Genomic DNA, 15100 nt, shown 5'->3' on the forward strand with positions numbered 1-15100 from the left:
GATCGTAGTCAGCCTCGGTAGATCTCGGCGATCTCCGCCGCGTACGTCTTGTGCACGACCTGCCTCTTGACCTTGAGCGACGGGGTCAGCTCACCGGTCGCCTCGGTGAAGTCGCGGGGCAGGATCCGGAACACCTTGATCGCCTCGGCCTTCGAGACGGCCTGGTTGGCCAGGTCGACGGCCTTCTGGATCTCGGCACGCAGCCCCTCGTGCCCGCGCAGCTCCTCGACGCGGCTGCCGGCGGGCAGCCCGGCCGACTCCAGCCACCGCGGCAGCGCCTCCTCGTCGAGCGTGACCAGCGCGGCGACGAACGGCTGCCGGTCGCCGACCACCACGCACTGGCTGATCAGCGGATGCGCCCGGACCTGGTCCTCGAGCACGGCGGGGGCGACGTTCTTGCCGCCGGCCGTCACGATGATCTCCTTCTTCCGGCCGGTGATGCTGAGGAAGCCGTCGTCGTCGAGCTGCCCGAGGTCGCCGGTGCGGAACCAGCCGTCCCCGGTGATCACCTCGGCGGTGGCCGCCTCGTTGCGCCAGTAGCCCTGGAAGACCAGGTCGCCGGCGATGAGGATCTCGCCGTCGTCGTCGATCCGGATGGTCACGCCGGGCAGCGGCCGGCCGACGGTGCCGATCCGGGTGCCGCTGGGCAGGTTCGCCGCGGCGGCCGGCGCCGTCTCGGTCAGCCCGTACCCCTCCAGAACGGTCACTCCGATGCCGCGGAAGAAGTGCCCGAGCCGGGCGCCGAGCGGGGCGCCGCCGGAGATCGCGTCCCGGCACCGGCCACCGAGCGCCGCGCGCAGCTTGCCGTAGACCAGCTTGTCGAAGACCGCGTGCTGGGCCCGCAACGCCAGGCCCGGCCCGCGCGGGGTCTCCAGCGCCTCGCTGTACGCGATCGCCACCTGCTCGGCCCGGGCGAAGATGCCCGCCTTGCCGTCGGCTTCGGCCTTCTGCTTGGCCGCGTTGTAGACCTTCTCGAAGACCCGCGGCACCGAGAGCACGAAGGTGGGGCGGAACTCCTGCAGCTCGGCGACCAGGTTCTTGGTGTCCGAGCAGTGCCGCATGGTCGCCCGCGCGTGCACCACGCCGATCTGGATGAGCCGGGCGAAGGCGTGCGCCAACGGGAGGAAGAGCAGGGTGGAGGCGCCCGGGTTGAACAGGTTCGGCAGCACCGGCACCGCGTTGGCGATGTCGGCGTACATGTTCCGGTGGGTGACCACGCAGCCCTTGGGCCGGCCGGTGGTGCCGCTGGTGTAGATGATCGTGGCCACGTCGGCGGACCGCAGTGCCGCCCGGCGCCGCTCGATCTCCGTCGGGTCGACCGACGCACCCGCCGCGACCAGGTCGTCCACGCCGCCGAGGTCGATCTGCCAGACCTGCCCCAGCTCGGGCAGCCGGTCCCGGACGCCGGCCAGCAGGGTGGCGTGCGCGTTGGTCTCCACCATGCAGGCGACGGCCCCGGAGTCGGCGAGGATCCAGGCGGCCTGCTCGGCGCTTGAGGTCTCGTAGATCGGCACGGTGATCCCGCCGGCAGCCCAGATGGCGTAGTCGACCAGGGTCCACTCGTAGCGGGTGCGGCTCATCAGCGCGATCCGGTCGCCCGGCTGCACGCCGGCCGCCACCAGGCCGCGGGCCACCGCGACGACCTCGTCGCGGAACTGCCGGCAGGTGACGTCAGCCCAGGCCGGGCCGTCGGCGGCCCCGGTGGGCCGGACGAACTGCACCGCCTCCGGGGCGACCTCGGCATTGTCCCAGACCGGATCGGTGAGGTTGGCCGCGTCGCCGACGGTGACGATCGGCGGGACGGAGAACTCGCGCACCTGCACTCCCTCGTGCTCGCACTGGCCGGGCCGGCCGCCACCACGGGTCGGCTCTGTCGAAACCTACCCGGCCGGCCGTCGGGGGCGGGTAGGCAGGTTGCCCGGCGGGGCGTGGCGGGGGGCGGGACGGGCCCGGCGGGCGGCGCGCCGGGTAGCCTCCCCCCATGGCGGACACCTCCACCCAGTCGATCACCATCGGCGCCCCACCGGAGCGGGTGGCGGCGGTCATCTGCGATTTCGCGAGCTACCCGGAGTGGACCGACGCGATGCGGCGGGTCGAGGTGGTCGAGGAGTACGAGGACGGGTACGCCAGCCAGGTCCGGTTCACCATCGACGCCGCTGTGATGGCCGACGAGTACGTGCTCGCCTACGCGTACGCGGAGGACCTGTCCCGGATCGAGTGGGACCTGGTGGCGCCGTCGAAGATGCAGAAGGCGCAGCGCGGGTCGTACGACCTGGTCGGCAACCCGGACGGCACGACCACGGTGACCTACACCCTCGAGGTGGAGCTCTCCGTGGGGATGCTCGGCATGTTCCGCCGCAAGGCCGAGAAAATGATCATGGATACCGCGTTGAAGCAGCTCAAGCGCCGGGTAGAAGCACCCGGTGCGACGCAGTGACGCGTCCGGCGGCCCGGCCGCCACGGTAGAGGAGTCGACCATGGTGGCAACGGATCCGGGCTCGGCCCGGGAAGAGGCGGAGCGGCTGGTCGCGACGCTGCTGGCGACGGCGCGGATGGCGAGCGCCGGTCGGGCGGCGGGGCCGTGGGGCCCGATCGGTGGGATCGCGTCCAGTGTCCTCGGTCACAGTGCCGGCTCCGGCGGGTCAGCCCCCCGAGGAGGTGGCGCTTTCGCCACCGGTACCCCGGAATGCTGCGTCTGCCCGGTGTGCCGGGGAATCGCCGCGTTGCGCGACCCGAGTCCGGAGTTCGCCGAGCGACTCGCCACCGGAGCCGGGGATCTGGCCGCCGGGGTGGCCAGTCTGCTGCGCGCGTTCGCGTCCGCGAACCCTCCCGCGCCGCCCGCCGAGGACGTTCCGGAGGGCCCGGGCGGCCCTGCCGCCGGCCCCGGCGACGATCACGTGTGGCGCGATGCCACCCGCAGCGGGCATGATTCTCAGCTGGCGCCGGAGCGGGACGTCTGGTCCGCCGCGACCCGGGCGGAGGAGACCAGCGCCCCGGCCGCCGCCGGAGCGCCCGTCGAGGAGGCCGGGACGGCCGCGCCGGCGACCGCCCGGGCGACCGCCGACCGACCCGTGGTGCCCGCCTCGCGGGTGCCCGGCGACGCGGGCGCGGGCGCACCAGGCGACGGGGCCTGACCAGTGACATCCCGCAGCATCCGCCACCCGGCGGTGCGTGCCGGGCAGTACAGCAGAGGGGAGCGGCGGCGGTGACGCTGACCATCGGAGTGGACGTCGGAGGCACGAAGGTGGCCGCCGGTGTCGTCGACGACACCGGCACGGTGCTCGTGCAGGCCCGACGGGACACTCCCGCCGACGACGTCGCCAAGACCCGGGACGTCATCACCGACCTGGTCGTCGAACTGGCCGCCGGACGGGCGATCGAGGCGGTCGGCATCGGCGCGGCCGGCTGGATCGACGCGAGCCGCTCCACCGTGCTCTTCGCCCCCAACCTCGCCTGGCGCGACGAGCCGCTGCGGGATTACGTCAGCAAGGCCGTCGGCCTGCCGGTGATCGTGGAGAACGACGGCAACGTCGCCGCCTGGGCCGAGTTCCGCTACGGGGCCGCCCGGCACGCCGACGATTCGATGATCATGTTCACCATCGGCACGGGGGTCGGCGGTGGCATCGTGCTCGGCGGCCAGCTGGTCCGCGGCGCGCACGGCATCGCCGCCGAGCTGGGCCACATGCTGACCGTCCCGGACGGCCACCAGTGCGGCTGCGGCCGGCTGGGCTGCATCGAGCAGTACGCCAGCGGCAGCGCGCTGGTCCGGTTCGCCCGCGCCGCGGCCCGCCAGGAACCGCGGCGGGCCGCCGCCCTGCTGGAGCTCGCCGGCGGGGAGGCCGAGGCGATCACCGGCCCGATGGTGACCGCCGCGGCCAAGGGCGGCGACCTGGTCTCCGCCGAGGCGTTCGCCCAGGTCGGGCGGTGGCTCGGCACCAGCCTCGCGGACATGGCGCAGATCCTCGACCCGCAGGTGCTGGTCGTCGGCGGCGGCGTGATCGACGCCGGCGACCTGCTCATGGGCCCGGCCCGCCGGTCGTTCACCGAGTCGCTCGCCCAGCGCAGCCGGCTCCCGGTCGCCGAGATCCGCCCGGCCGAGCTGGGCAACCGTGCCGGCGTGATCGGCGCCGCCGACCTGGCCCGCCGGATCTGAGGCCGGCGCCCGTGACGCGGAGTTCGGGCGTACCGCTGCGCGTGGTCTCGTACAACATCCACAGCCAGCGGGACGACACGGCGGCGCTCGCCGCGGTGGTCCGGGGCGCGGCACCGGACGTGGTGATCGTGCAGGAGGGGCCGCGCCGGTGGCGCTGGCGGCAGAAGTCAGCCGCGCTGGCCGAGTCGTTCGGGCTGGTGGTGGCCGCCGGGGGGTTGCCCGCGCTGGGCAACCTGCTGCTCACCAGCCTGCGGGTCCGGGTGCTGGGCACCCGGTGCCAGCGCTTCCCGCTCACCCCCGGCCGGCACCTGCGGGGCGCCGCGTACGCCGAGTGCGCGGTCGCCGGCGGCGCCCGGTTCACGGTCGCCGGGTCGCACCTGTCCACCGACCCCGTCGAGCGCCCCGCGCAAGCCGCCCTGTTCAAGCGGGAGCTGGACGCCGTCACCACCCCGGTGGTGGCCGGGGCCGACCTCAACGAGGGGCCGGACGGCCCGGCCTGGGCAACCGTGGCCCGGGGGCTGACCGACACGGCGGTCGCGGCGGACCGGGCCGACCGGCTCACCTACTCGTGCGCCGACCCCCGGCGCCGGATCGACACGCTCTTCGTCGACCCGCGGGTCACGGTCGTCGACTACGACGTGGTCGACACGCCGCAGACCCGCCGGGCCAGCGACCACTTTCCGGTCCTGGTCGACCTGCTGCTGCCGGTCACCGACTGACCCCCACGCCGCGGACCCGGAGGGCTGGACAACCGGCTCTGATGTGGAGAGGATTTCGCGGCGACCCGGCATCCGTGCCGCACAAAAGGAGATATCCCGGTGTCCACCTCCACCGACCGGCCCGACCCCCAGGCGGCCACGATGGCCCGGAGCGGCGACGGCCGCCCGGTCTCCGACCGGGGCGACACGGTCTGCGTCATCGGCGCCGGGGCCAGTGGCCTGAGCGCCGTGAAGAATCTCAAGGAGCACGGCTTCGGCGTCGACTGCTACGAGCGGGAGACCGGCGTGGGCGGTGCGTGGAACTGGCGGCACGACCGCAGCCCGGTCTACGCCAGCACGCACCTGATCTCGTCGCGGCCGTTCACCCAGTTCCCCGACTTCCCGATGCCCGACTCCTGGCCCGACTACCCGCACCACAGCCAGCTGCTGGCCTACTTCGAGCGGTACGCCGAACACTTCGACCTGCGCTCGCACATCTGGTTCGGCACCGAGGTCATCCGGGTCGAGCCGGTCGAGGGAGACCGCTGGGACGTCACCACCCGCAGCACCGGCGGCTACGGGCCGGAGCGCACCTCGCGCTACGCGGCGGTGGTCGTCGCCAACGGGCACAACTGGTCGCCGAAGCTGCCTCGTTACGAGGGGCTGGCGGAGTACCGCGGCGAGATCATGCACGCCTCGTCCTACAAGGACCCGGCCCAGCTGCGCGGCAAGCGGGTGCTGGTGGTGGGTGCGGGCAACACCGGCTGCGACATCGCGGTGGAGGCCGCCCAGCAGGCGTCGCACTGCTGGCACTCCACCCGGCGCGGCTACTGGTACGCCCCGAAGTACGTCCTCGGCCGTCCGGCCGACCAGGTCAACGACGCCCTGCTCGACCTGCGCGTACCGCTACGGGTGCGGCAGTGGCTCTACCACTGGACGTTGCGGCTCACCGTCGGCGACCTGACCCGGTTCGGGCTGCCGAAGCCGGACCACCGGGTCTACGAGACGCACCCGATCGCGAACAGCCAGCTCGTCTACCACGTCGGGCACGGGGCGATCACCCCGGTGCCGGACGTCGCCCGCTTCGGCCCGTACGGGGTGGAGCTGACCGACGGCCGGCAGATCGAGCCGGAGCTGGTCGTCTTCGCCACCGGCTACCTGCCGCGGTTCGAGTTCCTCGACCCGAAGGTGCTCGGCGACGACGGCGGCACCGGCCGACCGACGCTCTGGCTCAACGCGTTCGCGGCGGGCCACCCGACGCTGGCCGTGGTCGGCCTCCTCCAGCCGGACTCCGGCGTGTTCACCCTGTCGCACTGGCAGTCGGTGCTCTTCGCCCGACTGCTCCAGGCGCGCCGGACCCGGCCGGAGCGGGCGGCCGCGTTCGCCGCGGCGACGCAGGCCCGGGCGGGGGAGCGCTACTCGGGTCAGGTGAAGGACAGCAGCCGGCACTGGTTCGAGGTGGGCCACGCCGACTACCTGCGCGCCGTCCAGCGCGCCCTCGACTCCCTGGAGGGCAAGTGAGCGCGAGGAGTGAGCTTGCGAGCCCCGCAGTCGCGAACGAAGGACGAGTCAGGTGAGCAACGTGCGGATCATGCGGGGGCAGGAGTGGGCGCGGCCGGTCCGGCCGGTCCGGCGTGAGGTGCTCAGCGCCACGCCGGAGCTTGAGGAGGGGCGCCCGCCGCTGCTCTTCGTGCCGGGCTTCGGTCACGGCGCGTGGGCTTTCGCCGAGCACTGGCTCGGGCACGCCGCGTCCCGGGGGTTCGCGGCGCACGCGGTGAGCCTGCGTGGGCACGGCGGCAGCGAGCCGGCGCCGGAGGCGTCGCTACGGGCGTACGTCCATGACGTGGTGCAGGTGGCCGCGGGTCTGCCGCGCCAGGCGGTGCTGGTGGGGCACGGCGCCGGGGCCCTGGTGGTGGCGCACGCGCTGGCCCGCTACCCGGCCCGGGCGGCGGCGCTGGTCGCGCCCGTCTTCGGCGGCTGGGGGACGCTGGGCGCGGCGCTGCGCCGCAATCCGGCCGGCACCCTGCCGGCGCTGGTCGGCGGGCGGCTGCGGCTCAGCCGCGGCCAGCTGTTCAGCCGTGAGCTGCCCGACGCCGACGCCCGGCGGCACGCCGCCCGGCTGGGGCGGGCGGCCCGGCGGGCCCAGTGGCAGCTGATGACCCGGACCGACCCGGAGCCGGCGGTCGGCCAGCCGCCGGTCCTGGTGCTGGGCAGCCCGGACGACCGGGTGGTGCCGGCCGGTGCCTTGAACCGGGTGGCCCGCCGGTACGGCTCGGCGCCGCTGCTCTTTCCGGGGATGGGGCACGACCTGATGCTCGACGCGCGCTGGCGGGAGCCGATCGACGCCCTGCTCGACTGGCTGGAGAAAGAGTCGACCCCGCGCTGAGCGCCGGTCAGGGGTTCCGGGTGCGGTCGGCCGGCGCGCCGGCGCGGCCCGGCTGGGAGGGCAGGGCGGGCCCGCCGTCGCCGGCGCTGGTCAGGCGGTCGACCAGCGCGCCGCTCTCGTCGAGCGCGCTGAGGTACGAGCGGGCCCAGGCCCGGATGTCGTGCTGGTGCAGGTGTGCCCGCATGGCCCGCATCCGCGCGGTGACGTCGGCCGGGGCGGCGTGCAACGCGGCCAGCAGGCCCTGCTTCAACCCCTCCAGGTCGTGCGGGTTCACCAGGTACGCGTCGGACAGCTCGGCGGCCGCGCCGGCGAACTCGCTGAGGAGCAACGCGCCGGCGTCGTCGACCCGGGCGGCCACGTACTCCTTGGCCACCAGGTTCATCCCGTCTCGCAGCGGGGTCACCGCCATCACGTCGGCGACCCGGTAGAGGGCGGCCAGCTCGGCCCGGTCGAACGGCTGGGTCAGGTAGTGGATGGCCGGCTCGCCGACCCGGCCGAACTCGCCGTTGATCCGGCCCACCTCACGCTCCACCCGCTCCCGCAGGATCTGGTACTGGCCCACCCGTTCGCGGCTCGGCACGGCGACCTGCACCAGCACCGTGTCGCGTACCTTGACGTGCCCGCTGACCAGCAGCTCGCTGTACGCCTTGAGCCGCTGCTCGATGCCCTTGGTGTAGTCCATCCGGTCGACGCTGAGCAGGACGTGCTCGGGACTTCCGAGGTCCTGCCGCAGCCGGCGGGCGCGGGCGGCCACGTCGGGCCGGGCGGCCAGCGCGGCCATCTCGGCGGTGTCGATGGAGACCGGGAACGCGCCGATGCGCACGACCCGGTCGTCGATGCCGATCCGCCGGTCGGTCGCCGGCAGGTTCAGCACCTTCGTCACCAGCTGCGCGAAGTTGTGCGCGGCCTGCGCGCGCTGGAACCCGACCAGGTCGGCGCCGAGCATGCCGCGCAGCAGCTCGGCCCGGCGGGGCAGCTGCATGAACAGCTCCGGCGGCGGGAACGGCACGTGCAGGAAGAAGCCGATCCGCAGGTCCGGACGGAGCGCGCGGAGCATGCCCGGCACGAGGTGCAGGTGGTAGTCCTGCACCCAGACGACCGCGCTGGGCTCGGCGACCTCCGCCGTCGCCTCGGCGAACCGCTGGTTGACCCGCTGGTACCCCTCCCACCAGCGCCGGTGGTGCTGCGGTTGCTCGACCGCGTCGTGGTAGAGCGGCCAGAGGGTCGCGTTGGCGAACCCCTCGTAGTGGTCGCGCAGGTCGTCCTGGCTGAGCGGCACGGCGCGCATGCGGACGCCGTCCACGTCGGGCAGGGCGGGGGCTCGGCCGGTGCCGCCGGCCCAGCCGACCCAGGTCGCCGGGGTGTGCCGCAGCAGCGGGTGCAGGGCGCTCACCAGGCCGCCGGGGCTGCGCCGCCATTCGCAGGCGCCGTCCAGCGCCACGCTGTCGTCGATGGGGAGGCGGTTGGCGACCACCACGAGAGAACTCTGTCGCATCTCGGGCATTCCGATCAGCAGAGACTGACCGCCACGAGCCAGGAACAACCGGTCAGTCAGCGGGGGAAGTGACGTACGGCGGTATTCCTACTGACCGTAAGTTACACCACTGTCACGTCCGCGGCGTGCCGTCCGCCGTCCCGGTATGCGGTCGGTGACCCACCGGTGGCGGGGCGCGACGGGCTCAGACGACGGCGCCGTCGTCCGGGTCGCGGTCGTCCTCGTCGCCGGGGCGCAGCCGCCAGATCAGCGTGACGAAGCCGGCGAGGATGCCGGTGAAGCCGAGCAGGGTGACCACCGAGCGGTCCACCGGCAGCAGCGACGGGAAGAGGAAGAGCACGAAGCCGACCACCACGGCGAGCACGCCCACCGCCGCGTACTTGGACACCCGGGGCAGCGGTGGCGGCGGGGGCGGGGTGTAGCGCTCGTCGTCGTCCTCGTCGTCGGGCAGCTCGGCGCCGAAGGTGTCCAGCCCGTCGAGCAGCGACGGCTCGTCGGGCCGGTCCGTGCGCCCCACGGAGATGCCGGAGAGATCGGCCGCGTAGGGGAGGCGGCGCACGTCGGTGGCGGTCGGCGCGGCGTCGTCGGTGCCGGCCCGGGCCAGCGGGCCGCCGGTCGGCTCGGCCGGGTCGTCGACGTCCTCCGCCGCGGGCCAGGGGTTGTCGCCCGCGGTCGGGGTGGCGTGGAAGCCGGCCACGATCTTGGCCCACTCGGCCTCGATGTCCGGCTCGTCGGCGCGCGACTGCTCCGGGGCGCCCTCGTCGGCGAGCTGCGTGAGGTAGTCGCGGGCGGTGGTCAGGTGGGAGCGGTCGACGTAGAGCCGGTCGACCGGTCGGGCCGGCACGGTGGTGGTGCGGGTGACCGGGTTCAGATCGGCCGACGGCTGGAGGTACGCGGCGATGCCCCCGGCGGCCAGCACGTCGAGCAGGTGTTCGCCGACGCGCGGATCCACGTCGCCGGCGACGGCGTACTCGCTCGCGTCGAGCCCGTTGTCCCGCCGCCCCCGGCGGGCCCCACCCGCTGACACCGGACACCCTCCTCCACGCGCCTGTGGCGCGGCCACCCCGTCCCCCGTGGCGTGACACGCACGCCGTGCTCTGAATCGTGACACGTCAGGGCCTGGTTCCGGGAGTGCGTTGTGTCGCGTCTTCCAAAGTCAGCGGCCGTGCCGCTGGTCGCGGCGGGTGTCGTATGTCCGTTTGTGCGGAGAGCGTCAGGCGACCGGTAACTGACACATCTCGGCAGGTGGGGGTGCTGCCCGAGCTGATCCACGCCGGCTTCGCCGGGCGACCGGTCGGCACGGTACGACCGCGCGGCGCTGTGGAGGCAGGCGCGCTGACTGCCCGGCGTACGGGACGGAGCGCGGGCGCCGGGTCGAGCGGATGATCCGTGGTGGAGCCGGCCGTCCGTTGTGGCGGGCGCCTCCCAATTCGTAGGCTCGTCCGCGACGACGGCGCCGTTCGCGGCGCGGGTCGACTGGTGCTGTCGCGACCGCCACTGGGAAAGGACGCCGGTGTTCTACTGGCTGATGAAGTACGTCCTGCTCGGCCCGCTGCTGAGGCTGATCTTCCGACCGCAGGTCGAGGGGCTGCACCATGTACCGGAGTCCGGTCCGGTCATCCTGGCCAGCAACCACCTGTCCTTCTCCGACTCGATCTTCACGCCGTTGATGGTCCGGCGGAGGGTCACCTTCGTCGCGAAGGCCGAGTACTTCACCGGCAAGGGGATCAAGGGCTGGCTGACCAAGATGTTCTTCGTCGGCAGCGGCACCATCCCGGTGGACCGGTCCGGCGGCAGGGCCGCCCGCGCCGCGCTGGACACCCAGTTGCAGGTGCTGCGGGCCGGCGGCATCGCCGGCATCTATCCGGAGGGCACGCGCTCCCCGGACGGCCGGCTCTACCGCGGCAAGACCGGCGTGGCCCGGCTGGCCCTGGAGAGCGGCGCGCCGGTGGTCCCGGTGGTGATGCTCAACGCCGACGAGATCCAGCCTCCCGGCAAGCTGATCCCGAAGATCGCCCGGTTCCGGATCCGGTTCGGGGCGCCGCTGGACTTCGCCCGCTACCGCGGCCTGGCCGGCGACCGGTTCGTCGAGCGTGCGGTCACCGACGAGATCATGTACGAGCTGATGGAGCTCTCCGGTCGCGAGTACGTCGACGTCTACGCCCAGAAGCTCAAGAACCAACCCGCCACCCCGACCCCCATCCCCGCCTGACCCACCCCCCCGGGCACCCCCCGCCCCAGATCCGCGATCTTGCAGTTTCGGCCCCTGTTGTGCGGCATTCACGGCTTTTGCCGGGGCAGAAAGTGCAAGATCGCGGGGCACGCGAGCGTGGGGGAGGGAAGGGTCAGGAGGCCAGGGCTGGGTCGGCGGGGGCGGTGGGTAGGCCGGCGAGGACGAGCAGGCCGGGCGCCTCGTTGCGGGCGGCGAACTCCTGGACCTCGGTCCGCGAGGCCTGCGCCGCGATCCGGTCGCCGGCCCGCTCGAACTCGGCCGCGGCGAACGCGAGCGCCAGGACCCGGTCGGAGACGTCCGGGATCCGGCCGTAGACCTCGCCACCGGCCAGGTGCAGGGCCGCGGCCCGCCGATGGTCGCCGTCCGCGGCGGCGATCGCCGCCGTCACCGTCCGCAGCGCCGCCTCCGACCAGGGCGTACGGTGACTGACCCGGTCGAGCATGGCGCGCACACGCACCGCCGGCTCCCGGCCGGCGAGGCTGGCCGCGTGCGCCGCCGCCGCGATCCACTCCCCGCTGGCCAGTGCCGGCACCGCCGACCAGGACAGGTCCAGCTCGCCGATCAGCTCGGCAGCCTCGGCCCCGCGGCCCTGCAAGGCCCGGCAGAGCGCGGCCATGCCGAGCATCGTCCAGTGCAGCCGGTGGAACCCGCTGCCGCGCGCCGTGTCCAGCGCGGCGGAGACGTCGTCCCGCGGCCCGGCGGTCTCGTGCGGCAGCACCGGGCCGGCGGCGGCGTCGCGGAGCGGCCCGCCGGATCCGACCGACGGCCGGGCCGGCTCGCCGACCGCCGGCACCGGGTGGCCGCGCAGCACCAGCAGGCACGAGCGCAGGCCGCGGACCTGCATGTCCCAGCTGCCGGTCGGCGTGTCCACGAACGCCTCGGCGGCGGTGAGCAGCCGGTCGAAGTCCCCCTCGAACCAGGCCCGCATCGCCTCGGCGGAGTAACTGGTGGTCAGTGTCTGCCCGCTGGCCGTACGGGCCGGTGCCGCGGAGAGCAGGGCGTCCGAGCGGAGCCAGTCGCCCTCCTCGCGGATCGCGAAGGCGAGGTTCTGCGTCGCCCGGGGCAGGGCGAGCAGTTGACCGGCCCGGCTGAACTCGACGATCGCGTGCAGCTCGTCCAGCCCCGCCCGGTCGCCGGCCTGGTAGCGGGCGGTGGCCGCGGTGATCCGGGCGTTGGTGCGGGTCTCGGTCAGTCCCAGCCGTTCGCCGATCTCCGCGGCGGTGTCCGCCGCGGAGATCGCCGGGTCCCGCTCGTAGTTGAGCATGTGCAGCCGGCCCAGCTCGGCGTAGGCGTCGGCCTTCTGGGCGCTGTCCGGCAGCGGCTCGAACAGCCCCACCGCGCGGTCGAGGCAGACCAGCGCCGCGCCCCGATCGGCGCGCAGCCAGGCGGCCTGGCCGAGCAGCGTCCAGGCCCGGGCCGCGCAGGCGTCGTCGCCGAGCGCGGCCAGCCGGTCGGCCAGCGCCTGCACCTGCTCCGGGCCACCGCTGGAGAGGAAGGCGTTGCCGTCCCGGTAGAACGAGATCTCCGTGCTCAACAGCTCCAGCTGGAGCCGGTCCACGGGGTCGGAGTCGTCGGCCAGGCCGAGGGCGCGGCCGGCGTGGCTGGCCGCCGCGTCCAGCCCGTGCAGGGCGTACGCCCGGCGGGCGGCCCGGTGCAGCGCGTGCCGGGCGGCGGCCGCGTAGCGGCGGGTCTCCAGCCCCAGGGTGCGGGCGATCTCGTGCGCCGCCCACCGGTGGTGGGCCAGCACCTCGGCCAGGTCGGTGTCCCGGCTGCGGGACAGCGCGTCCAGCCAGTCCGCCGTCCGCTCGTGCCGGGCCACCCGCTCGGTACGCGGCAGCCGCTGGTAGCAGACGTCGCGGACCAGGACGTGACGGAACCGGAACTCCGGCTGCCCGGCCATGGTCGAGGCGGCCTGCTCGTGGACGAAGTCGCGCTGCTCCAGCCGGCGCAGCGAGCGCTCCACCGCCTCGACGGGCTGCCCGAGCGCGGCGGCCACCGCGCCGGGCCAGAACTGCACGCCGACCACCGAGGCGGCCAGCAGCACCGCCCGGTCCGGGGCGTCGAGCAGGTCGACCCGGTTGGCGATGACCGCGTGGACGCTCTCCGGCATCGGCAGGTCCAGGTGCCGTTCCAGGGACCAGCCCCGGCCGGACTGGCGCAGCGCGCCCTGCTCGATGAGCATCCGCACGTACTCGTGGGCGTAGAGCGGATTGCCGCCGGCCACCTCGATGAGGGGGTTGAGCAGGTCGGCGGAGAACGCCGCCTGGCCGAACATGTGGGCGTAGAGCGAGGCGATGCCGGTGTCCCGCAGCGGCGGCAGGGTGATGGTGACCGAACCGGTGATGGTGCCGGCCCAGCTCGGGTCGCGGTCGACCAGTTCCGGGCGGGCGGTGCAGAGCAGCAGCAGCGGCACGTCCCGGGCCGAGGCGCCGAGCAGCTCCACGAAGCGCAGCATCTCGTCGTCGGCCCAGTGCAGGTCCTCGAAGACCAGCACGGTGGGCCGGCGCGCGGCCAGCGCCAGCAGGAAGCGCCGCCAGGCCGACTCCGCCTCCTCGGCCGGCATCGGCGTGCCGGGCAGGCCCACCAGCGGGCGCAGCGCGTCCACCACCCGGTCCCGCTCGCCGGGGCCCACCAGCTCGGCCACCGCCCCGGTGAGGCGCTGCGCCGCGCCGGACGCCGGATCGGTGTCCAGGATGCCGGCCTCGGCCTTGACGATGTCGGCGAGCGCGGCGAACGTGACGTTCTCGCCGAACGGCGGGCAGCGCCCGGTACGCCAGGTCAGCGGCTCGTCGACCAGCCGCCCGGCGTGCCGGTAGAGCTCGCGGACCAGCCGGCTCTTGCCGATGCCGGCCCGGCCGAAGACGGTCACCACCTGCGGCCGCCGGTCGCGCAGCGAGCGGTGCAGCGCGTTGACCAGCAGGCCCAGCTCGTGTTCGCGGTCGATCAGCGGGGTGGTGTCCGGTTCGCGGTCGGTGGGCTGCCGGCGCAGCGGGGACAGGGCGAGCCAGACCTCGGTCGGCGTGGAGCGCCCCCGCAGGGTGACCGCCGGCTGCTCCTGGTAGCGGATGGCGTCCCGGGTCAGCGTGTGGGTGGTGCCGCAGACCAGCACGCCGCCCGGCGGCGCCACCGACTGCATCCGGGAGGCGGTGTTGACCACGTCGCCAGCCACGATCGCCTGCCCGCCGTCACGGGCGGCGGCCACGTCGACGAGCGCCTCGCCGGTCGCCACTCCGACCCGGAAACGCAGCTCGGTCGCGCCGGTGGGGGTGTAGCGGGTGAGCACCCGTTGCAGCTCCAGCCCGGCCCGTACGCACCGCAGCGCGTCGGTCTCGGTGGCCACCGGCGCTCCGAACAGCGCCATCACCGCGTCGCCGATGTACTTCTCGACCACCCCGCCGTACTGGCCGACGACCCGGCGGGCGGCCGAGAAGAAGCCCGTCTGCATTCCGCGGACCAGCTCCGGGTCGGCCCGTTCGACGTACGGGGTGAAGTCGATGAGGTCGACGAAGAGCACACTGACCCGCCGCCGGTCCTCCTGGGGGGTGACCCGCGGACGGTCGGTGCCCGGGCGGGGCGCGCCGCACGAGGTGCAGAAGGCCACGTCGGCGGCGAGCGGGCGCAGGCAGTGCGGGCAGACCGCACCGAGCTCGGCCCCGCAGCCACCGCAGAAGCGGTCGCCGCCGGAGGCGGTGCGTCCACAGCGGTCACACTGCGCGGCGATGACACCCTCCACTGCTCGGCCGGCCGCCGGCGCCGGGGCGACGCCGTCGGAAGCGAGTATCGCCGCCGGTGCGCCTGTCAGGTACCGGGCTGTTGGCTTGTGGACAGTCGTCCGAGCGGCCCGCGGGGCTACAGTCAGGCAGCCGAATGTCGATCAGGGACCGAAGGGGGTCAGGTCAATGGTGTACGTCAAGCTGGAGAGCGACTGGACCGACGGCAACGGGGTCAGCCACTCCGCGGGGGAGTCGGTCGACGTCGACGCGGCCACGCTCGCCGCCCTCCAGGCCGACGGGATCGTCAGCGAGCCGGTGGTCGGTGGCGCGGACGGCCCCGACAAGTGGGCCGGGCCGGGCAGCCCGGAGAAGTGGGCCGGGCCGGGCAGCGCGGGCAGGTGACCCGCCGGCGGTGACGCCGT

At 74.3% G+C, this 15100-nt stretch carries 12 protein-coding genes; 8 read left to right on the top strand and 4 right to left on the bottom strand.

Going from position 1 to position 15100, the window contains the following annotated elements; genetic code table 11:
* Nucleotides 1-8: 8 nt before the first annotated feature.
* Nucleotides 9-1817, bottom strand: a complete 1809-nt coding sequence (locus tag O7603_RS29595; RefSeq protein ID WP_281573002.1) for an AMP-dependent synthetase/ligase — start codon at nt 1815-1817, stop codon at nt 9-11.
* 164 nt (nt 1818-1981) lie between these two features.
* Here O7603_RS29595 and O7603_RS29600 point away from each other — a divergent pair, with 164 nt between their 5' ends.
* The 6 genes from O7603_RS29600 to O7603_RS29625 all read left to right on the top strand — a co-directional run bounded on the left by O7603_RS29600 (nt 1982) and on the right by O7603_RS29625 (nt 7237).
* The gene (locus O7603_RS29600) at nt 1982-2437 is read left to right on the top strand and encodes an SRPBCC family protein (RefSeq protein WP_281573003.1); all 456 of its coding nucleotides are present in this window, start codon (nt 1982-1984) and stop codon (nt 2435-2437) included.
* 40 nt (nt 2438-2477) lie between these two features.
* On the top strand, nt 2478-3134 hold the full coding sequence (locus tag O7603_RS29605; protein WP_281573004.1) for a hypothetical protein: 657 nt from the start codon (nt 2478-2480) through the stop codon (nt 3132-3134).
* Nucleotides 3135-3205: 71 nt separating this feature from the next.
* The gene (locus O7603_RS29610; RefSeq protein WP_281573005.1) at nt 3206-4153 is read left to right on the top strand and encodes an ROK family glucokinase; all 948 of its coding nucleotides are present in this window, start codon (nt 3206-3208) and stop codon (nt 4151-4153) included.
* A gap of 11 nt (nt 4154-4164) precedes the next feature.
* Entirely contained in the window at nt 4165-4872 is a 708-nt protein-coding gene (locus tag O7603_RS29615) for an endonuclease/exonuclease/phosphatase family protein (RefSeq protein WP_281573006.1), read from the top strand.
* 99 nt (nt 4873-4971) lie between these two features.
* Nucleotides 4972-6372 carry an NAD(P)-binding domain-containing protein gene (locus tag O7603_RS29620; protein ID WP_281573007.1) on the top strand — a complete coding sequence of 467 codons (1401 nt, stop codon included), beginning with the start codon at nt 4972-4974 and terminating at the stop codon, nt 6370-6372.
* Between the two features lie 70 nt (nt 6373-6442).
* On the top strand, nt 6443-7237 hold the full coding sequence (locus O7603_RS29625; protein ID WP_281576863.1) for an alpha/beta fold hydrolase: 795 nt from the start codon (nt 6443-6445) through the stop codon (nt 7235-7237).
* 7 nt (nt 7238-7244) lie between these two features.
* Here the strand turns inward: O7603_RS29625 and O7603_RS29630 are convergent, their stop codons facing one another.
* On the bottom strand, nt 7245-8732 hold the full coding sequence (locus tag O7603_RS29630; RefSeq protein WP_281576864.1) for a trehalose-6-phosphate synthase: 1488 nt from the start codon (nt 8730-8732) through the stop codon (nt 7245-7247).
* A 184-nt stretch (nt 8733-8916) separates the two neighbouring features.
* Entirely contained in the window at nt 8917-9759 is an 843-nt protein-coding gene (locus tag O7603_RS29635) for a DUF308 domain-containing protein (RefSeq protein ID WP_281573008.1), read from the bottom strand.
* Nucleotides 9760-10245: 486 nt separating this feature from the next.
* Between O7603_RS29635 and O7603_RS29640 the strand changes: the two genes are divergently transcribed.
* Nucleotides 10246-10944, top strand: coding sequence for a lysophospholipid acyltransferase family protein (locus tag O7603_RS29640; RefSeq protein ID WP_281573009.1), 699 nt, complete (start codon nt 10246-10248; stop codon nt 10942-10944).
* 133 nt (nt 10945-11077) lie between these two features.
* Here O7603_RS29640 and O7603_RS29645 read toward each other — a convergent pair whose 3' ends face one another.
* Nucleotides 11078-14698: an adenylate/guanylate cyclase domain-containing protein gene (locus tag O7603_RS29645; protein ID WP_281573010.1), complete on the bottom strand. Its 3621-nt coding sequence runs from the start codon at nt 14696-14698 to the stop codon at nt 11078-11080.
* 166 nt (nt 14699-14864) lie between these two features.
* Here O7603_RS29645 and O7603_RS29650 point away from each other — a divergent pair, with 166 nt between their 5' ends.
* A complete protein-coding gene (locus O7603_RS29650; protein WP_281573011.1) occupies nt 14865-15080 on the top strand; it encodes a hypothetical protein in 216 nt (71 codons plus the stop codon).
* Nucleotides 15081-15100: the final 20 nt, after the last annotated feature.

The organism is Micromonospora sp. WMMD812, assembly GCF_027497215.1.
GTDB lineage: Bacteria > Actinomycetota > Actinomycetes > Mycobacteriales > Micromonosporaceae > Micromonospora.